Raw genomic sequence first — 26,627 nt, 5'->3', positions numbered from 1 at the left:
GGCGTGATTTGGTTGCATAGCAGCCAGCCATTTTATTCGACATTGGTCAAGGAGACAGAGAAGATGACCGTATTGATCGTAGACGATAATGCCATGAATGTGCTTGTTATTGAAGAGATGCTGAAACGGGCCGGATACGTCGATTTCCAATCGGCCCAGTCGGCGGAAGAAATGTTCGCCTTGCTTGCCGGAGAAGGCGATGTTAATGGAAACGCCCCCCTTCTCGGGCGGGTCGATCTCATTTTACTCGATGTGATGATGCCCATGATGGACGGGATTGAAGCTTGCCGAAGATTGCAGGCGGACGCCCGCTACAAAGATATTCCGGTCATAATGGTTACGGCGGTCGGAGATTCCCGAAAGCTGGCCGAGGCGCTTGATGCGGGCGCGAGCGATTTCGTGACGAAGCCGATCAATAAAATCGAGCTGCTCGCACGAATTCGCTCTGCGCTTAAGTTGAAGCGGGAGCTGGATTGGCACAAGGAGCGAGACGCACGGCTTCGGGAGGAGCTGCTGCTCGCGCGGCAAGTTCAGGAATCGGTGCTGCCGGATGAGGTAAACGATTCCCGCGTTCGCATTCGCGCTTATTATCAGGCTTCAGAGGAGCTTGCCGGCGATTTGTACGCCTGGCACAGAATCGACGACAACCGCTGGGCGATCGCCGTCATCGATACGATGGGACACGGCATATCCTCCTCGCTTATGAGCATGTTTATCGCTTCGATTCTCAAAGAGGCGATCGGTACCCTATGGTCGCCGGAGAGGGTGTTCAAGGAGCTGAATCGTCGGTTGACCGGGCTGCAATGGGAGAATGAGCTTATTCATTATTATTGCACCGGCATTTATGCAACGCTCGACCTGGAAAGGCGGAGGCTCGATTACATCAATGCGGGCCACCCTCCGGGTTATCTTTTCAGCGCCAAGGGAGAGCGTCCGGAGGAGCTGTCGGTAAGCTGTCCCCCGCTCGGGCTGTTCGACAAGCTGGAGCTGGCCTCCCGAAGTATCCCTCTATCTTCGGAAGGAGAGCTCATCCTGTTCACGGACGGGATTTTCGGCTTGTTCGAGGGATCTGACGAAGCCCGACTCGCCCAGTTGGCCGATTATTTGCAGGCTCGCGGCAGCGAAGCCGATCTGGAACGGCTCGTTCGGAGCGCTCCATCGGACGGCCGCTCCGATGATCGCTGCGTAGTCAAAGCCGAGATTCGCCTTGGAGGAGCTCCTGTATGAAAATCAAAACGAAGTTGGGCATCGGCTATGCTATGCTGCTGCTGTTGTTTGCCGGAGTTACCTCTTTCGGTTATTTGCAGCTTGGCCAGATGAGCCGGTCCATGGATCATTTTTACGAAAACCGGTTCGAGAAAGTCCAGATCGCGCTATCGCTGCGGGGAGAGGTGAATGCCTCCGGCCGCCTTATGAACGACATTATGATCGGGGAGCTGAACCCGGAGCGGGCGGTTGAGGATATTTCTCAAAGATTGGAGAGAGCAGAACGGCAATATCAGACATTGGCCGAAATGTCGCTCGGGGCTGCCGAATTGGATCTGATCAGTCGGATCGACCAATTGACAGCCAGCTACGGCTCGTCTGTTCGGGCATTCGTCGATAATGTCGGCGAAGGCAAAATCGAGGAGGCGAAGGCGCTATACGCCGGCAGCTTGCGCAATCAGCAGCGCGATGTCATCGACAACGTGGACGTGCTCGTATCCGTTCAGGAGAATGCGCTGAAGGAAGAGATGGCGGATGCCAAGGAAACCTACAACTGGTCCGTCAGCATGGTCGCCCTATTGACGGTTATCGGCCTGCTGCTTGGACTTGCCGTCGTGATGTGGGTGTTCCCAAGCATTAACCAGGGTCTGAATCTGCTGGGCCGGATGGCCGATCGGTTCGCGAGGGGACGGCTGCAAAGCTTCTCCCGCATCGAAGTCAAATCGAAGGATGAGCTTGGAGAGCTGGCTCAGATATTCAAGCGAATCGCGCTTGATCTTCAGGAGAAGAACGAACGGGAGGCAAGAGTAGCGGCAGTTCAGAAAAGACAGGCCCGGGTAAACGAACAGCTCGCCCAGGTGACGGAGCTGCTGCAGGAAGGCACGGATATGAGCAATGTCGCCCAAGCGTTTATCTCCGAATTCGCTCCGGTGCTCGGCGCGGCGCACGGGCTGATCTATTTGTCCGATCCAAGCCGGGAAGACGCGGCGATGCAATTGGCCGGCTCGTACGCGATGATGAAGGACTGCGAAGTGGAAGGCGTGCGCGTTCCGACGGTGATCCGCTCCGGCGAAGGACTGGCCGGGCAATGCTTGCGCGACGCCAAGCCGATTGCTCTCGATGAAGTGCCGTCCGACTACTTCAAGATCGGTTCGGGGCTGGGCGCGATCGCGCCGGGCAGTCTGATCGTACAGCCGATTCTGTATGACGGCGCGGTGCTCGGCGTGCTTGAGCTGGCGACGTTGACGGCCTTTAACGCCGAGAACAGGGAGCTGCTCGAGGCGCTGTGCGAGAAGCTCGGGACGATTCTGAACAATATGCGCTCGCGCCAGCGCGTGGAGGAGTTGCTGAAGGAGTCGCAAGCGATGACCGAGGAGCTGCAAGTGCAATCGGAGGAGCTGGTCTGCCAGCAGGAAGAGCTGCGGGAGACGAACGACAAGCTGGAGCGTCAGCAGAGCGAGCTTCTCCGATCGGAGGAGCGGCTGCAGCAGCAGCAGGAAGAGCTGGAGTACGCGAATAAGGAGCTGATCGACAAGACGCAGGCGCTGGAGCAGCACGTCGTCCGCATGGAGCAGCAGAACAAGCAAATCGCCAAAGCCAACGAGGAGCTGGAACGCCAGGCGCTGCAGCTCGCTCTGACGAGCAAATACAAATCCGAATTTTTGGCGAATATGTCCCACGAGCTGCGAACTCCTCTGAACAGCTTGCTCATCCTGTCGGAGTTTCTGGCGGAGAACAAGGAAGGCAACCTGACCGAGAAGCAGCGGGAGTATATGCGAACGATCCATCTGTCGGGGAACGATTTGCTCAAGATGATCGACGAAATTTTGGACTTGTCCAAGATCGATGCGGGCAAAATGGACATTCATCCCGAGTGGACGGTGCTCGAAGAACTGTTGGCGTTCCTGGATCATCTGTACATGCCGCTCGCGGAATCGAAGCGGCTGGCGCTCCATATTGTCCGCGAGGACGACATTCCGGATTCGATTCGGACGGACGGGCACAGGCTGAAGCAGATTATGCGAAACCTGCTGTCCAATGCGCTCAAATTTACGGATGAAGGAATCGTCACGCTGACGATGCGCAGGCCGCATCCGCACGAGATGGATGCGGCCAGAAGCTTGGAAGGCGCCGGCTATATCGCATTGGCGGTCGCGGATACGGGAATCGGAATTGCCCGAGACAAGAGCGAGCTGATCTTCGAAGCGTTCCGCCAAGCGGACGGAACGACGAGCCGCAAGTACGGAGGCACCGGCCTGGGGCTGACGATCAGCCGCGAGCTGGCTCATCTGCTCGGAGGCTGGATTCATCTGGAGAGCGAGCCGGGCAAAGGCAGTCTGTTCACGCTCATACTGCCCGAGCATCTTGCGGACCCTCAGACAGAGGGCGATGCGGAAGGCCAAGCTTATGCGGAACCGCTGGCCGCCGGATTTGCCGCAGATTATGCGGCTGCTGCGGCAGAGCTTCTGTCCGCGGCGGAGTCGGAGACCAGGCTGGAAGACGATCGGGAATCGCTTCAGCCGGACGATAAGGTGCTGCTTGTGATTGAAGACGACACAAGCTTCGCTAAGGTACTGCTCGAGATGTCCCGAGCGAGGGGCTTCAAGGCCATCGTTGAAACGCAGGGAGACGCGGGGCTCAAAGCGGCCAAATCGATCAAGCCAGACGCGATTTTGCTCGATATTCAACTGCCGGTTACGGACGGCTGGTCGATTCTGAATGCATTGAAGAGCGATCCGGCGACGCGGCATATTCCGGTTCACGTCATCTCCGTGACGGAGCAATCCTCTCACGGGCTGCGAATGGGGGCGATCGATCATTTGCAGAAGCCGGCTACGGCCGAGCAGCTGGAGCATGCGTTCGAGAGCATCGGCAACGTGCTGGAACGCAAGCCGAAACGATTGCTGCTCGTCGAACGGGACGAGGAGGCGCGACGGAGCTTGTCCGAGCTAATCGTTCACGACGATGTTCGCGTCGTAGCGGTAGGAGATGCGGACAGCGCCTGGGAGCGTCTGCAGGCCGAGACATTCGACTGCATCGTGCTGGATTCCGGCTTGCCGGACGGCGCCGGCGTCGAACTGCTCAAGCGAATGCGGCAATCGACCGAATTGCTGAAAATTCCGGTGATCGTCCATTCGGAAGGGAAGGACGATGAAGCGACGCTGCGGAAGATGAAGTTTTACGCCGACCCGCTTGTACTGAAGAACGTCAAGTCGCCGGAGCGACTGCTGGAGGAGACGACGCTATTCCTGCATCGGGTCGAGGCCGACCTGCCGGAGGACAAGCGGAAGCTGCTCAGCAAGCTGCATCAGCGGGAAGAGGCGTTCGAGGGCAAGACGATTCTGCTCGTCGACGACGACGTTCGCAACGTCTTCGCCTTGTCCGGCGTGCTTGAGCATCGCGGCATGAAGGTGCTGTATGCGGAGAATGGCCGCGAAGCGCTCGCCAAGCTGGACGCGGAACCGGACATCGATCTGGTGCTGATGGACATTATGATGCCGGAAATGGACGGCTACGAAGCGATGAGACGCATCCGCGGCAATCCGGAGCGCAGCCAGCTTCCGGTTATCGCGCTGACCGCCAAGGCGATGAAGGACGACCGCAACAAGTGTATTGAAGCCGGAGCGTCGGACTATATTACGAAGCCGGTTAATACGGACCAGCTTCTATCCTTAATGAGAGTGTGGTTGTATCGATGAAAGAAGCGGAAGAGCGGGACGCCGAGCTGGAGAAGATCGAGACCGCGCTGCTGCTGGAGGGAATCTATCAAAGGTACGGCTACGATTTTCGCGACTATTCTTCTTCGTCCGTAGGCCGCCGGATTCGGCATCGGATGCGGCTGGAAGGCCTTGACGACATTTCATCCTTGCTTAGAAACGTTCTGCATGATTCCGATGCTTTCCGGCGGCTGCTCGGCGACCTGATCATTCCGGTGACCGAGCTGTTCCGGGATCCGGAGATGTTCCTGGCTTTCCGGCGCAATGTAGCTCCGGAGCTGCGCAAGCTGCCGTTCGTACGCATTTGGCATGCCGGGTGCTCGACGGGGGAGGAAGTATATTCTCTGGTCGTTCTGCTTCATGAGGAGGGGCTGCTCGACAAGTCGCGAATTTACGCGACGGACATCAGCGAAGAGGCTTTGCAGAGGGCGCGCGACGGCATTCTTCCGATCGACCGCATGCAGCAGTATACGCGAAACTATCAGGCTGCGGGAGGCACAGGGGAATTTTCCAGCTACTACGCATCGGAACGCGGCATTGTAATGCTGAAGCCGTTTCTGCGGGAGAGAATCGTGTTTGCCCGCCACAATCTGGCGACGGACAGCTCGTTTAACGAATTTCACGTTGTGTTCTGCCGCAATGTGATGATCTATTTCAACTCGGAGCTGTCGAACCGGGTTCACGGCCTGTTCTACGACAGCTTGGCTGCCGGCGGATTTCTCGTTCTGGGTGGGAGGGAGTCGTTAGCGTTCACTCCGATCGAGGACCGGTACGAAACCTGGAACGATACTCACCGAATTTATCGTAAAGTTCTCTAATCTTGCAAATTCTGAACAACCTTTAAAAAGAAGGAGGAGGCAGAGTGCCTGAAAGACATCCTGTGTCGCTGCTGATCGTGGACGACCATATCGAAAATTTGCTCGCCATGGAAGCGACGCTGGGCGGAGAAGGCTATCGGCTCGTGCGCGCCCAATCCGGCGAAGAGGCGCTGCGCCATCTGTTGCGCGAAGATTTCGCGGTCATCGTGATGGACGTTCAGATGCCGGGAATGGACGGCTTCGAGACAGCCAGATTGATCAAAGCGAGGGACAGATCGAAGCATATTCCGATCTTGTTTATTACCGCCACAAGCAAAGAAATCGTTCATCAATTCGAAGGCTATTCGACCGGAGCGATCGATTATCTGATCAAGCCGGTCACGGCTTCGATCGTCAAGGCAAAAATCGGCGCGCTGGTGCGGTTGTATCGAAGCAACCGGGAATTGGAGCGCCAGCGTACCGAGCTGCATAAGCGGACGGAGGAGCTTGAGGCGGTCAATCGGGAAATGCTGAGAGTTACGTACAGCTTGTCGACCGAGGAAGCGAAATCCCGGATGATCTTCGATACGTCCATCGACGGGATGTTCACGTTTGACGACACCGGAACGGTTCAGTCGGCGAACCCCGCGATGGGGAGATTGTTCGGCTATCCGGCTACCCGGATGATCGGGTTTCGCGCGGAGGATCTGCTGCCCAGGTTCGCGGAGATGCAGAGACCTGCCTCCGAAGAAGACGGCGCCGGGTATTTGACCGGCGTTGTCAGGGAGATGCCCGCCGTACGCAGCACTGGAGTTGCTTTCGAAGCCGAAATTCAACTGGGAGAAGCCGTCATTAACCAGCAGCGACTTTTCGCTTGCACGGTGAGGGACATTACGGAGCGGAAGGGAACGCTGCGCCAACTTACCGAGGCGAAAAATATCGCCGAACGGGCGTCGCGGGCCAAAAGCGAGTTTCTCGCAATGATGAGCCACGAGATGCGTACCCCGTTAAACGCGCTGCTAGGTGTCGCCGACCTGCTGATGGATTTTCCTTTTGACGAACGCCACAAGGCTTTCCCCCGTGCGATTAAGGACAATGCGGATCGTCTGCTGACGATTGTGAACGATCTGTTGGAATACACCCGCCTGGAATCCGGTAAAGAGGAGTTCGACAGCCAGCCGTTCTCCGTCTCCGATACGATCGGACAGATCGTCGCCGATTACTCGGAGGAGGCCGACAGGAAATCGCTGTTGCTCAACTTAGCCGTCGATTCTCTCGTCCCCCAATACGTTAGAGGAGATCCCGCAAAATATGCCGAGATCGTCCGCCGACTCGTAGACAACGCAATCAAGTTCACGGAGAAAGGTCGCATAGATGTGTTCATCGGCGTGGACAACGTCGAGCGCCAGGAGGCGGAGCCGATTCGGTTGTCGGTCGCGGTCGAGGATACCGGCATCGGTATTCCGGAGGACCAGCTCGAACGACTGTTTCTTCCGTTCTCTCAAATCGATTCCTCGCTTGCCCGCCAGTTCGAAGGGTTGGGCTTGGGGCTGGCGATGTGCCAATCGCTGGCCAAGGCGATGGGAGGCGAGATACGTCTGGAAGCGAAGGAAGGAGCGGGCTCGCGCTTCGTGTGCGTCGTTGCCGTCGAGCCCTTCTACTCCGCTGTCTGAACGGAGGGATCACGGTATGCGCATAGCCCAAAGCAGCCCTTCGGCACTCCGCTCTTCGTCGCGGAAGTCGTGTAAGGGCTGTTTGGGCATGCGTCAAGGTTCATTCCGCGGCTACAGCGCGATCCGGCTTGACGATAGGAGCGACAGCGTTCGGGATGCCGAGAATCCGGTCGCGAATAATCTCGGCCGCCAAACAACTGTAGATGGTGCCGTTGCCGCCGTACCCGAGGCAATAATGTTGGCCGGGACGATCCGGGTCTTCCCCGATCCAGGGAAGTCCGTCAGCCGATTCTCCGAACGTTGCGTTCCACTCGTAGCGAATTTCCGGAGAATAGGCCGGGAACAACCGGCGCAGCTCGGCCAGCAGCCTCATGGAGTGCGCGCGCAACTCCTGCTTGGACGACACCGGCTGACGCAAGTTTTCATCCAACCCTCCGATGACAACGCGATTGTCGTTCGTCGTTCTGAGGTACAGATATGGCCTCGCAGTTTCCCACAACAGGAAGCGCTCGTGCCAATCGGCGAGAGACGGAAGCGGGTCCGTGACGATGGCGTACGAACGGTGCAGCTTCGTCCTGGGCCAGCGTCCTCCGGCGGCTTCGGGGGTGTATCCGACGGCATATACGACATGCTCGGCTTCAATGCGGCCGGCGCTGGTAACAATCGTATAGCCGTCGCCGTTGGGCTCCACGCGCAGCATCTTCGTCCCCTCGTAGATTTCGAGGCCGCGCTTGACCGCTTCTTCGGCCATCGCATGGACGAACAAGTAAGGGTTCACCTCGGCATCGCCGCGGGTGACGATTGCGGCGGAGCGACGAAACGGAAAATGCTCCGCGATTTGCTCCTCCTCCCACCAATCCGCGTCGAAGCCGTGTTTGTCCAGCGTGTCGTATTCTTTTCGCAACGTTTCTTTATCCCGAGGGGTGGAGGCATAGTACAAGCTGCTTCGTCTTTTGAATTCCGTATCTCTCGGGAGGCTCTCGGCGATGTCGCACAGCTTCTCGGACGCATGCTTGCACGCCCGGTAGAAGAGCGCCGCATCCGTCTCGCCGATCGCGCGGATAAGCTCGCTCAGCATTTTATCATTGCTGTATTGAAGCAGGCCGGTATTGGCGGAAGTGCTTCCGGTTCCGATTCGTTGCTGTTCGATCAGAACTGTATCGATTCCGCTCGAGCTTAGCTCGAATCCGCAGACGACTCCGGACATGCCTCCGCCAATGATAACGACGCTTTTGCCGAGACGGCCGCTCAATACGGGATAGCTGACTGGCTCCCGATACGAATTCGGCCAAAATAACGACCCGAAATGCAAGGGCATATTTCTTTCCTCCGATCCCGATTAGGTTTCCGCATCTTTTTTTTGTTATACAATGTGTTTCAAACAAGGTAAAAACGGGTTATAACAAGATTGGAGAGCCCATTTCTTTAAAGATTACCCAAACGAAGCGGAGTATGACGCATCGGCTTCATGCGGGCACAGACGAGAGGAGACGACATGGCCATGGATAAATTGACGCTTCGCGCGGAGCAAGCGGACGATCGAGCGGTTTTGCACGTTGGGGGAGAGTTCGATCTGGAGGTGGCCGGCCAAGTGCGCGCCGCTCTTCAGCCGCTCATCGAGCAGGCGAATCGCCCGGTAGCGATCGATCTTCGGGAATTGACTTACATAGACAGCACGGGAATCGGAATTCTGATATCCGCAGCCAAAGCGCTTCATGCGCGAGGCATTCCCTTCGGCGTCGAACAGGCGCCTTCCCATATACGCAAGCTGTTTGATATGACGGGAATTACGCCGTTTCTTATTAAGTCGGAGTCGGCAAAATGAATTCGCGGAGAGGAGCGAGGAGAGACTTCATGACAACGGACAGAGAAATTAAGTTAACCCTTCCTGCATTGCCGGAGTATGTCGATCTGGTCAGGCTGACGTTGTACGGAATTGCGAGCAAACTGAAGTTTTCGTTCGAGGAGATCGAAGACATGAAGGTTGCCGTATCCGAAGCCTGCAATAATGCGGTTTTGCACGCCTACGGAGAGGCTGGAGGAAGGCTGGAAGTGACGTTTGCGACGGAAGAGGACGAATTGGTCATTACGGTAAGAGATTACGGCAGCAGCTTTACAGTAGAAGAAAACAAGGAAGCGCCTGTGGAACAGGGGAAGGCGATCGAAGACATCCGGTCGGGCGGATTGGGCCTTTACCTGATGCAGGCGCTAATGGATCGCGTGGACGTCGTACAAGACGGCGGGACCGCGGTTACGTTAGCGAAGAAAAGGCAGACGACAGAAGAGGCTGTATGAGTCTATCCTCTTCCGAGCGTCTGCCCGACGACGCAATGGCGATCCTGCTTGAATATCAGCGCACGGAATGCGCCAAGAAGGCCGAATGGCTGATTAAGCACTACGAGCCGATGGTCAAGGTGGCGGCGAACAAAATGTCGCGCAATCGGCCCGATCTGGCCGAGGATTTGTTTCAGATCGGGCAGCTGGCGCTGTTCAGATTGCTAACGCAATTCGATCCTGGTTTAGGTATGCCCTTCGAGCCTTATGCGATGAAAAGCATGATCGGCCATATGAAAAATTATTTGCGGGACAAGTCCTGGTACATTCAAGTGCCGAGAAGGATCAAGGAAATGAGCCTGGTTGTCCAGCATGCGATCGACGAGCTGACAAGCAAGCTTGAGCGCTCTCCGAACATCGAGGAGATCGCCGGTCACCTGGACATTGGAGTCGAGGAGACGACCGAAATATTGGCGGGACGGGAGCTGTACCATTACACCTCGTTGGACACTCCGACGACGGACGACGACAACCCTGCGATGCTGGGAGATTTGATCGGAGCGCCGTCGGACGATTTTGCCAATGTGGAAAGTCGGCTGGACCTGCAGGAGGCTTTAGAGAAGCTGCATCCGGAGGAGAGCAAGGTGCTGCGTCTCGTGTTTGTAACCGGGCTGTCGCAGAGGGCGATCGCCGACGAACTGGGCGTGTCTCAGATGAGCATCTCGCGCATTCAGAAGCGGGCTCTCGATAAGCTCCGGAAACTGATCAAGCCGCCGGAATAATCGACTTGTACCCCGACTGTTTCAGCTTCTCCCGATGCGTGTAATTAGCTATATCGGAAGCGATAAGCCTTCCGCAAAGGAGATGGTGACCATGACAGTCCAATATCAAATTGAATTTTTCGAGAGCGACGTATTCGTAGTGGAGAAGAGCGATGCCTTCCATTTGACGATTTGCTCCCGCGTTAACCCGCTTGGTTTCGGAAATCAATTGGCGATATACACGACAAAGGGACAAGCCATCGATGCGGCGGAGAAGTTCTGCAAAATGTATGCGCTTGCCAAGCAGTATGGCTATCATCTCAAGGATTCCTATCTTATGAAAGAGGGCTGCGAGGCGCTATTTGTTCCCGCACTGCTCGAAAACGAGCCGAACGAAGCCACGCTGCAAGCCAAGCTTGAAGCGCTGGCGAATGAGCGAAGAGAAGCATTTGGATAAGGAAGCGAGTGGTGTGCAGGAGGATCTCGATTAAGAAGGTTCGAACCTAAAAAAGACTCCCCTTGCGGCTGACGGGCATGAAATCAAGCCTATCGCCGCGAGGGGAGTTTTATCATACAATCAGGCTAGCTGCCATAAACCGAATTGATCCGGATAATCGATAGCCTCATTATTTCCGAGTTTCCTGCTGGATCGGGTCGTTCACATAGCCTTCTTCCTCGAGCTCCTGCTCTGTCTTCATTCGCTTCATATCCTCGCCGAGCCGTTTCATATCGTCGAAATCCTGAACCATGGAGCCGTTCTCGGCGGTTTCCAGCGAGCGTTTGCGAATGGGTGCGGAAAGTCTCCGGTCGCTTGCGTTAGGGTTATATTTCATCGTTCATCTCCTCCAATGAGTAAGAACTAAGCCGGCCCCGAACAATATGAACGGGAGCCGGCTGCGTATAAGGGCGAACGTCGGTCAATTATTTGGCATCGCGAATTTCATCTTTGACGGTAGTCAGGACGGAACGGGTTTTGTCGGCGACTTCCGCCGTCTTCTCTCCGACCTGCTGGGCTACCTCCATCGTTTTGTCGCCGATGTCGGCGACAAGCTGCTTGGTACGGCTCTGCAGCGAAGCGCAGCGCTCGCGGATATCTCCCCGCAGCTCTTTGCCTGACTTGGGGGCCAGCAGAAGCGCGGCGGCTGCCCCGATTATTCCGCCTATCACAGCGCTTTTGATCGCATTGTTTGTCTCGGTCATTGTGCATTCCTCCTTGGTTTAGCAATAACGTGCTTATTTTGAATTACCCGATTCGGGGAAAATGAATCGCGCTCTTTCCAGAGAGCGGCGGTTCGTCTACAATAGGGACAGGAAAAAACTGTGGCAGAAAGTCGAAAGCGAGGACGGAAATGGACTATCAAGAGACTGCTCGATCCGCTCCGGTGCACTGGGGCAGATCGACTTCCTATCACCGCGAGGATCGGCGGTGGACGCCGCTCGATCTTATACTGGTTGTGCTTTTAACCGTGATTTCAGCGATTATGACCTTCACGGACTTGGGCAATCGAACCGCCCCTCAGACGTTCTGGATGCCGGGCAAGGCGGGGGACAATTTTACCGTCGACTTCGGTGAAGTCAGGACGGTCGACAGGCTGAATTTGTACGAAGGACCCGGAGCCAAGGGCGAAACGAACGTCGAATGGTCGTTGGACGGACAAAAATGGGAATCCTATGCGAAGGTCGAGCATAAGACCAATCGCGTATTTACGTGGAAGGCGGAGGACAAGACGGTAGAGGCGCGTTATATGAGGTTTACGACCGAGCGTATCGGCTATCGTCTCTATGAAGCGGCTTTTTTCACCAAGGGCGTCGATTCCATACCGATTCCGATCATGAACATTGAATCCGGAAGCGATAATTCGCCGTCTGCTCAGGGCAGCGTGCAAGAGGTGTTCGACGAGCAGCAATGGGCGCCTTATCGATACGATTATCGCAACAGCATGTATTTCGACGAGATTTACCACGGTCGCACTGCTTACGAATTCATAGAGGTGATGGAGCCTTACGAGAATACGCACCCGCCTCTAGGCAAAATCATTCTTGAGCTCGGCGTGCGAATGTTCGATATGACGCCGTACGGTTGGCGCTTTATGGCGGGAGTAGTCGGCACGTTGATGGTGCCGCTCTTTTACGCCGTCGCCAAAGGAATGTTCGGACGGACGAGATATGCCTTCCTGGCGGCGCTGCTGCTTGTGCTGGAGGGCTTCCATCTCGTGCATTCCCGCTCGGCCAATGTGGACATTTCGGGCGTGACGTTTACGATCTTGATGTTTTACGGCATGTATCGGTTCGGAGAAACGAAATGGCAGGGCGGCGGCTTTAAGCGAGCGCTCGGTTATTTGGCGCTTAGCGGTTTGTTCTTCGGAGCGGCAGCGGCTGTCAAATGGAACTATTTGTACGGAGGAGCCGGGCTGGCGATTTTACTTGTGCTAGCGCTCTTCCGCCGCTGGCGCGAAGGACGGATGGCCGGGGACTACGATACGGCCAAACGCATCGTGTTGACGCTGATGGCTTGCGTCATTTTCTATGTGGCTGTGCCGGTCGGAGTGTATTCCGCGACTTATGCGCCGTTCATCAAGGCGACGCAGGCCGAAGACAGCTACAAGGATTTGTGGCAGTTCCAGAAAAATATGTACAATTACCATAAAGGCGTCAAGGAAGAGCACCCTTACGCTTCGAAGTGGTACACTTGGCCGTTAATGCTGAGACCGGTCTGGTATTACGGCGGCAAGGATCTTGAGCAAGGGGAAGCCCAGAGCATCGCGGCGATCGGCAATCCGCTCGTCTGGTGGGGAGGACTGGCCGCGCTGCTTGCCTCTTGGTGGCTCGGCTTCCGCCGCAGAGATCGCATCGTGCTGACGCTGGCCGTCGCGTATTTAAGCTTTTACGTCCCGTGGATGATTGCGCCGCGAAGCATTACGTTCCTGTATCATTATTTTCCGATGGTGCCGCTTCTGATCTTGTCCATTGTCTGGATGCTTCGCTGGTTCGAAGATCGCAGCTATCGAGGAAGCAGAGTGACGCTGGCGGTCGTGATTGCGGCGACGGGGCTGTTCGTTTGGTTCTATCCGGTGTATACGGGTATGACGATCAGCCGGGAATGGATGAACGTGATGATACGCTGGCTGCCAAGCTGGGGCTTCTAAATGAAGGGAGATTCACTCGTGCAGAAGGGCTGTTTTCTGTCGGTCGTCGTGCCGATGTACAACGAGGAAGAAGTGATCGAGGTTACGTACGGCCGGCTGAGGTCGGTGCTGGACAAGCTCGGGGAGACGTATGAGATCGTGTTCGTGAACGACGGCAGCCGCGACCGCACGGCCGACATCGTGCGTTCCTTGTGCGCCGAGGATCGCCGCGTGAAGCTGGTGGAGTTCTCGCGCAACTTCGGTCATCAGATCGCGGTGACGGCCGGGATGGATCACGCTTCCGGCAGAACGGTCGTACTGATTGACGCGGATCTGCAGGACCCTCCGGAGCTGATCGCCGATATGGTCGCCAAGTGGCGCGAGGGCTACGATGTCGTCTACGGAAGACGGATCGAGCGCAAAGGAGAGTCTCTGTTCAAAAAAATGACGGCAGCAGCCTTCTACCGGCTGCTGCGTTCCATGACTTCGGTGAACATTCCGGTGGATACGGGCGATTTTCGCCTGATGGACCGCAAGGTGTGCGACGCGCTGACCTCGATGCGGGAGCGCAGCCGCTTTATTCGCGGCATGGTCAGTTGGGCCGGATTTAAGCAGACGTCGGTCGACTATGTAAGGGACGAGCGGTTCGCGGGCGAAACGAAATATCCGCTTAAGAAAATGATCCGGCTGTCGCTTGACGCGATGACTTCCTTTTCGACCAAGCCGCTAAAAATTGCCAGCGTGCTCGGCTTCGTGCTTTCGGCCGTCGGCTTCGTCTACCTGTTCGTCGTCCTGTACCAGCGTCTGTTCACGGACACGACGCAGCAGGGCTGGACGTCGATGATCGCCATCAGCCTTCTGTTCCACGGCATTACGCTAATGCTCCTCGGCGTGCTCGGCGAATACATTGGACGTACCTACGAGGAAGCCAAAGGGCGTCCGCTATACCTGGTCGCCGAGGCGGTTAATTTCAAAGAGGAGACGGAAGTGTCGCGGGAGAAAGAAGCCGAACATGCTGTCGGAAAATAAGCGGCTCGCGTCCGAATTGATTTCGAGCCGACGGGTGGAGTAGACATGTACAACATCTTGCTTGTAGACGATCAAGTGATCGAGACGAAGATCGTTCGCAAAATCATCGATAGCCATGGGCTCCCGTTAATTGCCGCTAGCGCGACCAACGGCGAGGAGGCGCTGGAGCTGCTTCAGGAATCGCCGTTCGATATTTTGTTTACCGATATTAAAATGCCGGGAATGGACGGGCTGACCTTGGCCAAGCATGCGAAAATGCTGAACCCGTCCGTGCAGACGATCGTATACAGCGCATTCGGCGAATTCGAATACGCCAAGGAAGCGATTGATTTGGGCGTCGTGCACTATTTGCTGAAGCCGCTCGACATCGACGAATTCGTGCGCGTCATCGACAAGACGATCGCTTTATGCGATCACGCGGCCAAAGTTCGCATGGCGTTCGAAGAGCGAGGCTACACCGAAGCAGGCTTGGACAAAGGAAACGAAGCCGAGAACGGTACGGCGCTGGATTCGGACGACAGGGACGAGCAGGTTCGCAAAGTGATTCGCGACGTCAGGGAGCTTGTCGAACAGCATTATGGAACTCCCGATTTGGACATCGAATATTTGGCGTCCAGGGTATTTCTGTCTTCCAGCTATTTGGGCCATCTGTTCAAGACGCATACCGGCCACAATCTCGGCAAGTATATTATTCGCGTACGGATGGAGTACGCCAGCAAGCTGCTGGTCACCACGAATTATAAAGTCGCGGACGTCGGCCAGAAGGTCGGCTACGCGAATCCCTCCTATTTTTCCTATCTGTTCAAAATCCACTTCGGATGCACTCCGGTGCAGTACAGGGAGTCGGGGACGAGCCTATGAACGGGCTCATCCGGCTGTTTCGGGACGTCTCGCTGCGGAAGAAGCTTATCTTCTCTTATTTGTTCGTAATCATTATTCCCATCGCCGTATTGGGGACGTATTCTTATCGCAGTGCGAAGGCCGATTTGGAGCGGCAGCTCGCGCTGACGGCGGAGAACTCTGCGAACCGGCTCGTCTCCGAGCTGAGCTACCGGTTGGAGAGGCAGGAGTATCCGATCAAGTCGATCGTGTTTAATCCCAAAGTCGTTCAGGCAGTGGCCGCTCCGGACAAAGACGTCTACGAGCTGGCCGTCGAGCTGAACGAGCACGTTGAACCGATTTTTTGGAACTATTTATTTTTCATGCCGGACATGAAAGAGATTGTGATCTACTCGGAAAATCGGAGCTCTCCGTTCGGCAATTTCCTGCATTCGGCCGAAGAGGTTCGGGGGGAAGAATGGTACGCTAGCACCGAGAATATCAAATCCGTGGTCTGGCGGAGCGACGGCGAGAACTTGTTCGCGACGCGGAACATCTATGAGGCGGGAAGGGAGAAGCGGCAGGGCGCGCTCTACATCCGCTTCGACTACAACGGCTTGATTCGCGAAGTGGCGGGCAAGCTCGGACCGAGCGACGGAGTCGTCATTACGGCCGCGGGCGGCGGCAAGGTTTTCTCTTCGTTCGCCGAGGAAGAAGGAGCGGAAGCCGGCGAATACTTGATCCTTCGGCGGGATATTCCGCGAACCGACTGGCAGCTCGCTTATTATGCGGGCAAAGAGCATATTCGCGAAGGGACGGTCGGGATCGTCAGGGCGACGCTCGTTATTATCGGCGTCTGTATCGTCGTGCTGCTCGGCGTGATTCTGTTGTTTTCCAGGACGATGCTTCTGGGCATCCGCAAGCTGAACGAAAGAATGAAACGAGTGGAAGAAGGGGATCTGAACGTTATCGTCCCTATCCCTTCCAAGGACGAGGTCGGCCAATTGACGATTCGGTTCGCCAATATGATCAAGAGAATCAATCTGCTGATCGAAGAGGCCTACGTGAACCGTATCGCCCGCAAGGAGGCCGAGCTGCTGGCGCTTCAAGCGCAGATCAATCCGCATTTTCTATATAACTCGTTGTCTCTGATCAATTCCCAAGCGATCGAGAAGGACGCTTACGACGTCAGCAGAACGGTGACGCTGTTGGCCAAGTTTTATCGGACGACGCTGAATAAAGGCCGGGAAACGATCTCGGTACGCGACGAACTGACGAACGTGCAAACGTATATCGAAATCCAGAGAATTATGTGCGGCTATGCCTTCGACGCGGAATACGACCTGGAGAACGGCCTATTCGGACATGGTATGATCAAGCTCGTGCTTCAACCCATCGTAGAGAACGCGATCGATCACGGTCTGAAGGAGAAGCGGGAAGGGGAACGTTTGCTTCGCATAACCGGAAAAGTGGACGCCGGGGATTTGCTGCTGACCGTGACGGATACCGGAGTCGGGATGGACGAAGAGACGCGGGCCAAGCTGTTGACGAACCAGTCTCCCGGCTACGGTCTCGTCAACGTTCAGGAGAGGCTGCGGCTGTATTACGGAGACGCCTACGGTCTGACCGTTAACAGCGAGGAAGGGAAGGGCACTTCGGTCGAAGTTCGACTCCCGATCGGGGGAGCCGCAGCATCAAAGCGTAATATCGATAGAGATCGATAAAATGCGATATTTCACTGAATACGCTTTCCTCCTATACTTAACTTGCATGCAGCACAAGCGATTGCCCGGGATCGCTGAAGAAAGCACGAGGAGACGAAGGGGATCTGTCATTCATGAGAAAAACGATTGCATTGTTGATGTCCTGCACGATTGTTCTGGCGTTGGTCTTGACTGGATGCGGGGCCGGCGACAAGAAGACCGAGCCTTCCGGCAGCGCCGCGGCAAGCGCTTCTCCAAGCGCCGGCGGGGAGAAAGTCAAAGTCAGATTGGCGTATTGGAACAAGGAAGAGAACGTCAAGACGCTGCTTGACTTGATCAAGGAAAAGCTGCCGAACGTGGATCTGGAGTATCAATTCATCGATGCCACGCAGTACGACACGATTATTAAGACCCAACTGGCCGCAGGAGAGGGGCCGGACATTATCGGCGGATTGATCGACGAAACGACCGTTAAGCTGGGCTATTTCGAAGATCTGACGCCCCGTTTCGGAGGCAAGTATTACGATTCGGGCACCTCGTACGTAACGTTCGACGGCAAGCTGTACGGACTGCCTCAGGCGAGTTGGTTCAACGGCGTTTTCTATAACATCGATCTGTTCAAGCAATACGGCCTGCAAGTTCCGAAGACGCTGGACGAGTATTTCGAGGTTGCGCAGAAGCTGAAGGACAATGGCGTAAAGCCGCAGGCGATCGGTCTGAAGAACGCGAACGTAGCGATGCAATCGTTCATCGCTCTGGCGTTGAACGATTATATCGGGACGCCGGAAGGCAAAAACTTCGACGATGCGTTCCGGACGGGCGAGGCGACGATGAAGGAGGCGCTGCTGCCGGCTCTGAATACGTGGACGGAATATCTCAAGCGAGGCATTTTCACGAAAGACATGCTCGGCCTGGAAGAGGAGCAAGCGATCGACGAGTTTACGAGCGGCAAAGCCGCCATGTTCCAGAGCGGTCCGTGGTACATGGAAACCTTCAAGCAGAAAAATCCCGACATGAACATCGGCATGTTTCCGAATCCCGGCACGAAGGGCGGACCGGGATGGATGGTCGGCGGACCCGGCGTCGCCTTCGGCATCAACGCGAACTCTCCGGCCAAGGAAGCGGCCTTCGAGGTGCTTGGACTGCTCTCCACGCCGGAAGGCCAGCAGGCTTACTGGAACGACAACAAGGGAGGCTCCTCTTATCTGAAAGGCGTCGTGTTCGAGATGCCGCCGGAATACAACGATGCGCAGGAAGCGTTCAAAGCCGGCAACGTCTATTTCCCGCCTAACGGCTGGGGAACGCTGCGCAATCCGATTATCGACGAGCTTGGCAAGCTGATCCAAGCCGTCGTCGGCGATCAAGCGACGCCGGAGCAAGCGCTGGAAGCGGTGGACAAGAAAGCCGCGTCTCTCCGCAGCAAGTAAGGTCTGAGGGGAGAACGGCGAGGCGAGTCCGCGCCGTTCTTTCCTTATGGCCGGGACGAAGGGAAACGATGGACCGAAATGAAACCTCTTAGATTATTCAGGAATGGCAAATGGGAGCCGGCTTACGCCATGCTGCTGCTCCCGGCACTTACGATTTACGCTTTTTTCTTCCTGTATCCGACGGCAAGCACCTTCGTCTACAGCTTCACGAACTGGTCCGACGTCAATCCGCGGGACGTCTCGTTCGTCGGACTGCGCAACTATGCGAGTATTTTCAACGAAGACATTTACGCGATCGGGATTCGCAATACGCTGATCTATGCGCTTCTGTCCACGGTGCTGATTAATGCCCTAGCTATTCCTTTGGCCGTGGCGTTGAACCGCAAGCTGAAAACCCGTCTGGCGCTGCGCTCGATTTTCTTCATGCCTGCCGTATTCAGTCCGCTGATTATCGGGTTTCTATGGAGCTACTTGTACTCGACCTCCAATTACGGATTGATCAACCAGGCGTTAAGCGGCATCGGTCTGGACAAAGTCAATTTTCTCGGCGATCCGAAGCTGGCGCTCTACTCGGTCATTTTCACGCAAGTGTGGCAGTGGACGGGCTACAACATGGTGATCTATCTGGCCAACCTGCAGAGCATCAATCCGGAATACTACGAGGCGGCCCATCTCGACGGAGCCAACGCCATGCAGTCGTTCCGGGGCATCACGCTGCCGCTCCTCGCGCCGGCGATTACGTTCTGTACGGTAACGGTGATGATCAGCGGGCTAAAAGTATTCGACATCATTTATTCGCTGACTTCCGGAGGCCCCGGGCATGCGACCGAAACGATCGTCTCCTTGATGGTCAAGAGAGGGCTGGGAGAAGGATTCTACGCCCAAGGGGCGGCTTTCGGCATCGTGTTCGTCATTCTGGTAGGGCTTATTACGCTAGTCCAGCTTAGACTGGTCAAAATATGGGGGGATCGCTAATGCAGCGCATGAGACGGAGTCCGATTCTCCGGCGGCTGGGTCCCATGGCTTTCGAGGCATCCGCGATTATAATAGCCGCAATCTTCATCATTCCCGTCTACTATTTGTTCGTTACGACGTTCAAGTCGCCGGCCGAAGCGCTGCTTCAACCGCTTTCCCTTCCGGAGACGTGGACATGGGACAATTACGTCAAGGCGTTCGATACGATGAACTATATGAGAGCGTTGACGAACAATGCGATCATCAGCGCGGGAGCCGTTGCGGGCATCGTTCTGTTCTCCGCCATGGCCGCTTATACGCTGGCGCGAAGGAATCGCCGCTACTCGAGGCTGTTGTACGTTCTGTTCCTTGCCGGGATGATGGTTCCCTATCAGATGGGAATTCTGACGCTCTTCAAACTAGTATCGGACATCGGGCTGATGAATCGGCTTGCGGGAGTCATTCTGATCGAGATCGCTTACGGGCTTCCGTTTTCGATTTTCCTGTTCAAGGGCTTTATCTCCTCGACCGTGCCGATCGAGCTGGAGGAGGCGGCGAAAATCGACGGCTGCTCGGTAAGCCGGACGTTCCTGACGATCACGCTTCCGCTGCTGACGCCGGTCGTCGCTACGGTCGCCATTCTGAACATGCTGGCGACGTGGAACGACTTTATTACGCCGCTGCTTTTCCTTCAGTCCCGCGATAAAGGCGTGTTATTGCTTGAAGTATTCAGAAATATCGGACAATTCTCGGTCGATTGGACGAGTTTGTTCCCGATGCTATTCCTTTCTATTGCGCCTCTTCTGGTTTTTTATCTGTTGATGCAGAAGTACGTCATTGCAGGAATGACATCGGGCTCGCTTAAAGGTTAAGACGGACGGAAGGAGCAGATCATGAAGCAAGGATTTGTGTACACGGGAAAAAACACAGCGGAAATTTCGTTCCCTCTGGGTGGAATCGGAACCGGAAGCATCGGTTTGGCCGGTAACGGCCGGCTGATCGATTGGGAAATCCGCAATCGTCCGGCCAAGATCAGCCTGAACGGATTTTCCTTTTTCGCGGTCAAGGCCGAGCGGGACGGAGAAACGGTGATGGCCAAAGTACTTCAAGGCGACAAAGCGCCTCCGTACTCGGGAGAAGGCAGCGGAAGATTCGAAGGCTACGGCTTCGGGCCGCGCAGAGGACATATGACCGGATTTCCGCACTACCGAAGCAACGAGTTTCGCGGGGAGTTCCCGATCGCCGGGCTGTCGTTTGCCGATGACGGCGATCCGCTGCAGGTGAGGCTGACTGCGTTTAATCCGTACATTCCGTTGAACGAACGGGACTCGTCGCTTCCGGCAGCCATTTTGTCCTATGAGGTTACGAACGTTTCGGATGCCGCCCTCGACGTTGCGCTGACGGGCTGCCTGTCCAACCCGTTCGCCAAAGGCTCCATCAACAAGTCGTTCGAACGCGGCGACGTGAAGGGAGTACGGTTGTCCACGGCCTCGATCCCCGGCGATTCCCCGGAATTCGGCGAGCTGTCGCTGGCGACGGACGCGCCCGATTGGAGCAGGCAAACGTACTGGTATCGCGGAGAATGGTTCGACAACGTGACGGTATTCTGGAAGGATTTCGTGCGCCCCGGTCGGTTCGCCGAGCGGATGTACGACGAACCCCGCGACCTTGATCCGTATCGCGTCGTGGAGAAAAACTACGATACTTGCAGCGTTTGCGGCCATGCCCGGCTCGAGCCGGGGCAATCCGCGACGTTCCGCTTCGTCATTTCCTGGTATTTTCCATGGGCGGAAAATTACTGGAACCCGCCGGCGCCGGGCGAAGCTGGGGAAGCGAAATGGCGGAATTATTATGCGGAGTGGCTGCACGATTCGGTTGACGCGGCTGTCTACCTGTTCGAGCATTATGAGCGGTTATACGGGGATACGCAGCGCTTTCGAAAAGCTCTGTTCGAGTCGACGCTTCCCGAAGCTGCGATCGAAGCGGTGTCGGCGAATCTGTCGACGCTGAAATCGCCGACCGTGCTCAGGTTGACGGACGGGACGTTATACGGGTTCGAAGGCTGCCATACGGACGAGGGCTCCTGTGAAGGCTCCTGCACGCACGTATGGAACTACGAGACGGTTACGTCCTTTCTCTTTCCCGAGCTGGCCCGTTCGATGCGCGCGGCGGACTATCGGTACAACCAGTTCGACGATGGCAAGATGGCTTTCCGGTTGATGCTGCCTCTCGGCAGGGAGAAGTCGGACTACCATGCGGCGGTTGACGGTCAGATGGGCGGAATCGTCCGTACGTATCGGGAATGGAAAATATCGGGTGATACCGAATGGCTCGCTTCGTTGTGGCCTGCGGTGAAGAAGGCTCTTGCCTACGCCTGGCAGCCCTCTAACGAGGACGGCTGGGATCTCGACCGGGACGGCGTGATGGAAGGTGCGCAGCACCATACGCTCGACGTAGAGATGTACGGGCCCAATGCCTATTTGAGCGGCTACTATCACGCGGCTTTGCTTGCCGCCGCGCGGATGGGGCAAGCGCTAGGAGACGAGGAAGCGGAAGGTTTCCTGGAGCTGTACGAGCGCGGGCGGGACTGGATCGACCGGCACGCCTTTAATGGAGAGTATTTCTATCAATTGCTCGATCTGACGGATAAGAGATATCCCGTGAACGAAGAACTCGGGCAAATCAAATACCAGATCGGGGAAGGCTGCCATATCGATCAAGCGGTCGGCCAATGGCAGGCGCGGTTGGCCGGACTCGGCGACGTGTTCGATCCGGATAAAGTCCGCCGCTCGCTGAAATCGATCTACCGCTACAACTTTATCTCAATGCGCGACCACGCCAACCCGAATCGGGTCTATGCCCTTAACGACGAAAAGGGCTTGCTGATCTGTACTTGGCCGAAGGGGGGAACGCCTACGGTTCCGGTGCCTTACGCGGACGAGTGCATGACCGGCTTCGAGTATCAGGCGGCGAGCCACATGATTTTCGAAGGGCTGGTCAAGGAGGGGTTGTCCGTCGTCCGGGCGGTTCGCGAACGGTTCGACGGCGAACGCCGCAATCCTTGGAACGAATTCGAGTGCGGCAGCCATTACGCGCGGGCGATGTCCTCCTACGCGATCTTGCTGGCGATGAGCGGATTCGAATATGACATGACGGTTGGTAGGATCGGCTTCTCTCCGGCAGCCGGCGCGGGGGAGGGGGCGGAACCGTTCCGCTGCTTCTGGTCGCTCGCGACCGCCTGGGGAACGGTCGAATGCCGGACCGGCTTCATCGCGATCGACGTACTGTACGGCAAGATCGAGCTGAAGCAGCTGCGCAGTCGGCTATTGACGGGGACAGGGGTGGTGTGGGTAAGCGGGCATGGGGAGAGCTGGAGCTGCCCGGTCGCGGATGGAACCGCGCAGCTTGGCAGCGGCATTGCATTAACGGAGGGAGACGGACTGGAACTTACATTCTCGGAAGGGGATACGTATGAACATAACCAACGGAAATAGGTTGCTGAAGCTTGCGCTTGCTGCCTTCATGATTTTATCGGTTTATTCTTTCTCGTCTCAGGAAACCAAAGCGTACTATTCGGAACCTGCTTATCCGCATGAGACCGTCAACGAGCTGGTCAATCCGGGTTTTGAGACGGGCGGCGGGGGAGCGGCAGCGTCCTGGTTCTCGTGGGGCGGCGGGTATGCCGTCGATACGGCAACGAGCCGGACCGGTTCCCGCTCGGTTGCTTGCGAGCTGACGGGCAGCGGCGAATGCGGTATCTATCAATACGTCGAGCTGAACCGCACCGACACGAAGCCTCTGAAAATCGGCGGCTGGAGCAAAGCCGACGGAGTTGAAGGGACGGCTTCGACGGATTATTCGCTATGGGTCGACCTGACTTACTCGGATAATACCCATTTGTACGGGGAAGCCCAAGCTTTTCAAGCGGGAACCCATAGCTGGGAATACGCCGAAATGGTTATCGATCCCGAGAAGCCGGTCAAAAGCTTGACGATCTACGGACTTTTGCGCGATAAGGCGGGCAAAGTCTGGTTTGACGATTTTACGGTGGAGGAATTCCCCTCAGGTTTGCTCGGCAACAACGGGTTCGAGACGGTCGCTGCGTCGGAGTTCGTCGGTTGGGGAGCCTGGCAGAATGGATATAGCGTCGCGTCCGGGGAAGGCAGGGGCGGAAGTCAGGCTGTCAAAGCGGTCAATGCATCGGGAAGCGGACAATACGGCGTCTATCAGACGACGGTGTTGAACCGAACCGTTACGCGTCCGCTGCTGCTGCGGGGATGGAGCAAGGCGGAAGCGGTCAGCGGGGCCTCGGGGGCGTCCTACTCGTTGTACGCAGACCTGACCTATACCGACAATACCCATGATTGGGGCCTTCACGTCCCATTCGATACGGGCACGCACGATTGGCAGAACAAGCAGTTGTACATTTTGCCGATCAAGCCGGTCCAATCGATCACGGTATATGCGCTGTTTAACGACCGCCATGGCACGGTCTGGTTCGACAATGTCTCGCTGGAGGAGCTTCCGGACAGCTCGGGCGAGGGGATAGCCATGCTCAGGCGAGAGCTTGGGACAAGCGGATCGGAGAAATTGGCGAACGGTTCCCTGACGGACGTTGCGGGATCTACGATCTCGGGCTGGGGCTCGTTCGGCAACGGATATACGATCGAGGGCAGCGGCGGCAGGAACGGTACTCGGGGCGTGAAAATGGCGCATTCGTCAGAGACGGACGCCTCGGGCATCTATCAGACGATTCATCTGAATCAGGCTTCGCCCAAGCTGATTGCGGTCAGCGGCTGGAGCAAGTCTTTGAACGCAAGCGGGGACGTAGATCGGGGATATTCCTTGTATATGGACGTCTTTTTCGCCGACGGCACGAGCCAATTCGCCCAAACCGCGCCCTTCAGCACGGGGACGCACGATTGGCAGTACCGCGAGCTGTATTATTTGCCGCAAAAGCCCGTGCAGACGATTTCCGTATACGGCATTTTCCGGGATGGGCATACAGGGGAAGTGTGGTTTGACGATTTTTCCGTACGGGAAGTGAACGACGGGTCGGCTTATTTCGAAGATGCGGTTGTGACTCCTCTTCCTTGGTCGGCAGGAGCCACGTTCACGACTCTTCAGACGCAGAACGGACTCCAGCTATCTTTAGGGGATCGCGGAATCGCTTCGCTTAAGCTGGGGAGTACGGAGCTGGCCGCGCCTGGCGTACCTTCCGGATTTCTCGTTCGGGATTATGCCGGGGACTCCGACGTATACGGCTTCGACCGGATTACCGGCTCGACGTCTAGCCGTTACAAAGGACTTGCCGACGATCTGGATTTGGAGGTTCAGGCGGATTTCGAGACCGTTCCCGGCGGAATTAAGGTTGAGGGTCGGCTAACCGATCTGCGCTCCTCCGACAGGGCGGTGACGCTGACCTATGCGCTGCCGGTCGATGCGGACGGCTGGAAATGGGGCGATTACGTGCGCGGAGAGCGGGAGATCGCGACCGGACAGACGGGCAACGTCTATACGAACAGCCAAGTGCCGGATTTCGAAACCGGGCCGCTCTCCATCTACCCGATGTCCGCTATCTACGATCCGGTTACGGGGAACGGCCTGTCGCTGGCCGTGGACTATAACCGCCCGACCCATTATCGGCTGGATTACAACGGGAGCACGAAGCAGCTGCTGATTACTTTCGAACTGGGTTTATCCCCGGATACGGCGAATTTTCCTTCGTCGGCCGATTTCGGCTTCGCCATTTACGGCTTCGACGGGAATCAGGGGTTCAGAGGATCGGTGGACAAATACATGGAGCTGTTCCCGGAATTTTACGAGGTGCGCATTCCGGAGCAAGGCATATGGATGCCGTTCGCTTCCATATCGGACATCCCGGACAACGAAGATTTCGGCTTCCGGTTTAAGGAGGGCGACGACGATCCGGTCGACACGGCGTACGCCAACGCGAACGACATTCTTGTTTTTCACTATCAGGAGCTGAGCTCCTGGTGGCAAAGCATCGATCCGTTATTGCCCAAGACGGCGGCTACGGCGACAAGCTCGCGGGATGCTTCTGCAGCTCTCGGCGAGGAGAAAGCGAAAATGGCGCAAGCGGCGGGCATGCTCAATCCGATAGGCAATCCCTACTTGCAATGGCTCGATACGCCATGGAACGTGGGCGCGTTATGGATGATCAACGCCAATCCCGATTTGCCGGGCGAGACGAACGGCTACAAGCTCTATTTCGGCGCGGATAAGATGGACGCGAGGTACAATACGTCGGGACCGAAGCCGGACGGCGAATATCTCGATACGTTGGACGGGTGGCCGTACACGATCAATTACGACCGCAACCATTTTGCCTACGCGATCGCTCCGCTTGTTTTTTCGAAGGTGACGAAGCAGCCGGCCGTTCACCGTGCGTTCTCAAGCTGGGAGGCGACGACCAGAATCGCGGACGAATTGCATGGAGACGGACGATATTTGATGGCCAACGGAACGCCGCATTCGTATTCCATGTACATGCCTTGGCTGGACGCGATGGGGAACGAACGCAATTGGCTAGGTCCTAACGATTCGTTCAACCCCGATTCGGACGAGACGCTTAGCAAATACCGGACCTTGTCGGGAGCCAAGCCGTACCTTATGCTGCAAAACACGGATTTCACCAAATTCGGCAACGCTTATATGGAACGTTATATGCAGAAACTGCTGTTCTACGGAATTTTCCCGAGCGCCTTTAGCGCTACGGCCGACAACGCAACGAATTACTGGAAAAATTCCGCTTTCTACGACCGTGACCGTTCTTTGTTTATCAAGTATGTGCCTCTCGTCAAGGAAGTAGCCGAAGCAGGATGGAGGCCGGTCACGTTCGCTACCTCCGATAGTCAGTCGGTCGCGATCGAGCGCTATGGCGAAGGAGAGACGGTCTATCTGACTTTAATGAATCAAGAAAGCGCTGCGGTCCAAGCCAATGTAACGCTTGATCTTGTCGGCATGGGTCTGGGAACGCAGATCGACGCCGAGGAGTTAATAGGAAACACGACGGTCGGCGTAACGAACGGACAGTTCAGCATTTCGCTTCAGCCCGAGGAGGTCAAGGTCGTCAAGCTGACTTCCGTTCTTTGAGTCGGAATGCATATTTCCTATTTGGGT

At 56.3% G+C, this 26,627-nt stretch carries 20 protein-coding genes; 17 read left to right on the top strand and 3 right to left on the bottom strand.

Going from position 1 to position 26,627, the window contains the following annotated elements; all coding sequences use genetic code 11:
* Window positions 1–63: 63 nt before the first annotated feature.
* The 4 genes from J4772_RS21940 to J4772_RS21925 are packed head-to-tail and all read left to right on the top strand — an operon-like array spanning window position 64 to window position 7,392.
* Window positions 64–1,227, top strand: coding sequence for a PP2C family protein-serine/threonine phosphatase (locus tag J4772_RS21940; RefSeq protein ID WP_209071389.1), 1,164 nt, complete (start codon window positions 64–66; stop codon window positions 1,225–1,227).
* Entirely contained in the window at window positions 1,224–4,904 is a 3,681-nt protein-coding gene (locus J4772_RS21935; RefSeq protein WP_209071388.1) for a response regulator, read from the top strand. Before J4772_RS21940 ends, J4772_RS21935 begins: the two co-directional genes overlap by 4 nt.
* Window positions 4,901–5,740: a CheR family methyltransferase gene (locus J4772_RS21930; protein WP_209071387.1), complete on the top strand. Its 840-nt coding sequence runs from the start codon at window positions 4,901–4,903 to the stop codon at window positions 5,738–5,740. Before J4772_RS21935 ends, J4772_RS21930 begins: the two co-directional genes overlap by 4 nt.
* Before the next feature lie 44 nt (window positions 5,741–5,784).
* On the top strand, window positions 5,785–7,392 hold the full coding sequence (locus J4772_RS21925; protein ID WP_116064942.1) for an ATP-binding protein: 1,608 nt from the start codon (window positions 5,785–5,787) through the stop codon (window positions 7,390–7,392).
* Window positions 7,393–7,492: 100 nt separating this feature from the next.
* On the opposite strand, the gene J4772_RS21920 is transcribed toward J4772_RS21925, so the two are convergent.
* Entirely contained in the window at window positions 7,493–8,710 is a 1,218-nt protein-coding gene (locus J4772_RS21920; RefSeq protein WP_209071386.1) for an NAD(P)/FAD-dependent oxidoreductase, read from the bottom strand.
* A gap of 183 nt (window positions 8,711–8,893) precedes the next feature.
* Here J4772_RS21920 and J4772_RS21915 point away from each other — a divergent pair, with 183 nt between their 5' ends.
* From J4772_RS21915 to J4772_RS21900, 4 genes are all read left to right on the top strand, one after another.
* Window positions 8,894–9,217 (top strand): STAS domain-containing protein, encoded by a 324-nt coding sequence (locus J4772_RS21915; protein ID WP_246016984.1) that lies wholly within the window; start codon window positions 8,894–8,896, stop codon window positions 9,215–9,217.
* 29 nt (window positions 9,218–9,246) lie between these two features.
* Window positions 9,247–9,687: an anti-sigma B factor RsbW gene (gene rsbW / locus J4772_RS21910; RefSeq protein ID WP_209071385.1), complete on the top strand. Its 441-nt coding sequence runs from the start codon at window positions 9,247–9,249 to the stop codon at window positions 9,685–9,687.
* Complete coding sequence (locus J4772_RS21905) at window positions 9,684–10,448, top strand: sigma-70 family RNA polymerase sigma factor (protein WP_116064938.1); 765 nt, start codon at window positions 9,684–9,686, stop codon at window positions 10,446–10,448. The genes rsbW and J4772_RS21905 overlap by 4 nt, the downstream gene beginning before the upstream one ends.
* A 91-nt stretch (window positions 10,449–10,539) precedes the next feature.
* A complete protein-coding gene (locus J4772_RS21900) occupies window positions 10,540–10,884 on the top strand; it encodes a hypothetical protein (protein ID WP_116064937.1) in 345 nt (114 codons plus the stop codon).
* Between the two features lie 169 nt (window positions 10,885–11,053).
* Here J4772_RS21900 and J4772_RS21895 read toward each other — a convergent pair whose 3' ends face one another.
* Window positions 11,054–11,260, bottom strand: coding sequence for a hypothetical protein (locus J4772_RS21895; protein ID WP_116064936.1), 207 nt, complete (start codon window positions 11,258–11,260; stop codon window positions 11,054–11,056).
* Window positions 11,261–11,348: 88 nt separating this feature from the next.
* On the bottom strand, window positions 11,349–11,627 hold the full coding sequence (locus J4772_RS21890) for a YtxH domain-containing protein (RefSeq protein ID WP_209071384.1): 279 nt from the start codon (window positions 11,625–11,627) through the stop codon (window positions 11,349–11,351).
* Window positions 11,628–11,776: 149 nt separating this feature from the next.
* Between J4772_RS21890 and J4772_RS21885 the strand changes: the two genes are divergently transcribed.
* The 9 genes from J4772_RS21885 to J4772_RS21845 all read left to right on the top strand — a co-directional run bounded on the left by J4772_RS21885 (window position 11,777) and on the right by J4772_RS21845 (window position 26,600).
* The gene (locus J4772_RS21885; protein WP_209071383.1) at window positions 11,777–13,573 is read left to right on the top strand and encodes a phospholipid carrier-dependent glycosyltransferase; all 1,797 of its coding nucleotides are present in this window, start codon (window positions 11,777–11,779) and stop codon (window positions 13,571–13,573) included.
* The gene (locus J4772_RS21880) at window positions 13,574–14,581 is read left to right on the top strand and encodes a glycosyltransferase family 2 protein (RefSeq protein WP_116064933.1); all 1,008 of its coding nucleotides are present in this window, start codon (window positions 13,574–13,576) and stop codon (window positions 14,579–14,581) included.
* A gap of 45 nt (window positions 14,582–14,626) precedes the next feature.
* A complete protein-coding gene (locus J4772_RS21875) occupies window positions 14,627–15,442 on the top strand; it encodes a response regulator transcription factor (protein WP_209071382.1) in 816 nt (271 codons plus the stop codon).
* Window positions 15,439–17,124 carry a sensor histidine kinase gene (locus J4772_RS21870; RefSeq protein WP_209071381.1) on the top strand — a complete coding sequence of 562 codons (1,686 nt, stop codon included), beginning with the start codon at window positions 15,439–15,441 and terminating at the stop codon, window positions 17,122–17,124. The genes J4772_RS21875 and J4772_RS21870 overlap by 4 nt, the downstream gene beginning before the upstream one ends.
* Before the next feature lie 113 nt (window positions 17,125–17,237).
* The gene (locus J4772_RS21865) at window positions 17,238–18,530 is read left to right on the top strand and encodes an ABC transporter substrate-binding protein (RefSeq protein WP_209071380.1); all 1,293 of its coding nucleotides are present in this window, start codon (window positions 17,238–17,240) and stop codon (window positions 18,528–18,530) included.
* Window positions 18,531–18,608: 78 nt separating this feature from the next.
* Complete coding sequence (locus J4772_RS21860) at window positions 18,609–19,505, top strand: carbohydrate ABC transporter permease (protein WP_209071379.1); 897 nt, start codon at window positions 18,609–18,611, stop codon at window positions 19,503–19,505.
* The gene (locus J4772_RS21855) at window positions 19,505–20,356 is read left to right on the top strand and encodes a carbohydrate ABC transporter permease (RefSeq protein ID WP_247740813.1); all 852 of its coding nucleotides are present in this window, start codon (window positions 19,505–19,507) and stop codon (window positions 20,354–20,356) included. Before J4772_RS21860 ends, J4772_RS21855 begins: the two co-directional genes overlap by 1 nt.
* A gap of 21 nt (window positions 20,357–20,377) precedes the next feature.
* A complete protein-coding gene (locus J4772_RS21850; RefSeq protein ID WP_209071378.1) occupies window positions 20,378–22,978 on the top strand; it encodes a GH116 family glycosyl-hydrolase in 2,601 nt (866 codons plus the stop codon).
* Complete coding sequence (locus J4772_RS21845) at window positions 22,956–26,600, top strand: hypothetical protein (RefSeq protein ID WP_209071377.1); 3,645 nt, start codon at window positions 22,956–22,958, stop codon at window positions 26,598–26,600. Before J4772_RS21850 ends, J4772_RS21845 begins: the two co-directional genes overlap by 23 nt.
* The last annotated feature ends 27 nt before the right edge of the window (window positions 26,601–26,627 follow it).

It is taken from the genome of Cohnella sp. LGH, from assembly GCF_017671885.1.
Classification (GTDB): Bacteria; Bacillota; Bacilli; order Paenibacillales; family Paenibacillaceae; genus Cohnella; species Cohnella phaseoli.
The sequence above is the reverse complement of the archived record's forward strand: the minus strand, read 5'-3'. Positions and strand labels throughout refer to the sequence as shown.

Excerpts from the sequence above, each read along its gene's own strand:
- J4772_RS21940 (WP_209071389.1), top strand. The coding sequence starts at position 64 with ATGACCGTATTGATCGTAGACGATAATGCCATGAATGTGCTTGTTATT.
- J4772_RS21935 (WP_209071388.1), top strand. The coding sequence starts at position 1,224 with ATGAAAATCAAAACGAAGTTGGGCATCGGCTATGCTATGCTGCTGCTG.
- J4772_RS21930 (WP_209071387.1), top strand. The coding sequence starts at position 4,901 with ATGAAAGAAGCGGAAGAGCGGGACGCCGAGCTGGAGAAGATCGAGACC.
- J4772_RS21920 (WP_209071386.1), bottom strand. The coding sequence starts at position 8,710 with ATGCCCTTGCATTTCGGGTCGTTATTTTGGCCGAATTCGTATCGGGAG.
- J4772_RS21915 (WP_246016984.1), top strand. The coding sequence starts at position 8,894 with ATGGATAAATTGACGCTTCGCGCGGAGCAAGCGGACGATCGAGCGGTT.
- rsbW (WP_209071385.1), top strand. The coding sequence starts at position 9,247 with ATGACAACGGACAGAGAAATTAAGTTAACCCTTCCTGCATTGCCGGAG.
- J4772_RS21905 (WP_116064938.1), top strand. The coding sequence starts at position 9,684 with ATGAGTCTATCCTCTTCCGAGCGTCTGCCCGACGACGCAATGGCGATC.
- J4772_RS21900 (WP_116064937.1), top strand. The coding sequence starts at position 10,540 with ATGACAGTCCAATATCAAATTGAATTTTTCGAGAGCGACGTATTCGTA.
- J4772_RS21895 (WP_116064936.1), bottom strand. The coding sequence starts at position 11,260 with ATGAAATATAACCCTAACGCAAGCGACCGGAGACTTTCCGCACCCATT.
- J4772_RS21890 (WP_209071384.1), bottom strand. The coding sequence starts at position 11,627 with ATGACCGAGACAAACAATGCGATCAAAAGCGCTGTGATAGGCGGAATA.
- J4772_RS21885 (WP_209071383.1), top strand. The coding sequence starts at position 11,777 with ATGGACTATCAAGAGACTGCTCGATCCGCTCCGGTGCACTGGGGCAGA.
- J4772_RS21880 (WP_116064933.1), top strand. The coding sequence starts at position 13,574 with ATGAAGGGAGATTCACTCGTGCAGAAGGGCTGTTTTCTGTCGGTCGTC.
- J4772_RS21875 (WP_209071382.1), top strand. The coding sequence starts at position 14,627 with ATGTACAACATCTTGCTTGTAGACGATCAAGTGATCGAGACGAAGATC.
- J4772_RS21870 (WP_209071381.1), top strand. The coding sequence starts at position 15,439 with ATGAACGGGCTCATCCGGCTGTTTCGGGACGTCTCGCTGCGGAAGAAG.
- J4772_RS21865 (WP_209071380.1), top strand. The coding sequence starts at position 17,238 with ATGAGAAAAACGATTGCATTGTTGATGTCCTGCACGATTGTTCTGGCG.
- J4772_RS21860 (WP_209071379.1), top strand. The coding sequence starts at position 18,609 with ATGAAACCTCTTAGATTATTCAGGAATGGCAAATGGGAGCCGGCTTAC.
- J4772_RS21855 (WP_247740813.1), top strand. The coding sequence starts at position 19,505 with ATGCAGCGCATGAGACGGAGTCCGATTCTCCGGCGGCTGGGTCCCATG.
- J4772_RS21850 (WP_209071378.1), top strand. The coding sequence starts at position 20,378 with ATGAAGCAAGGATTTGTGTACACGGGAAAAAACACAGCGGAAATTTCG.
- J4772_RS21845 (WP_209071377.1), top strand. The coding sequence starts at position 22,956 with ATGAACATAACCAACGGAAATAGGTTGCTGAAGCTTGCGCTTGCTGCC.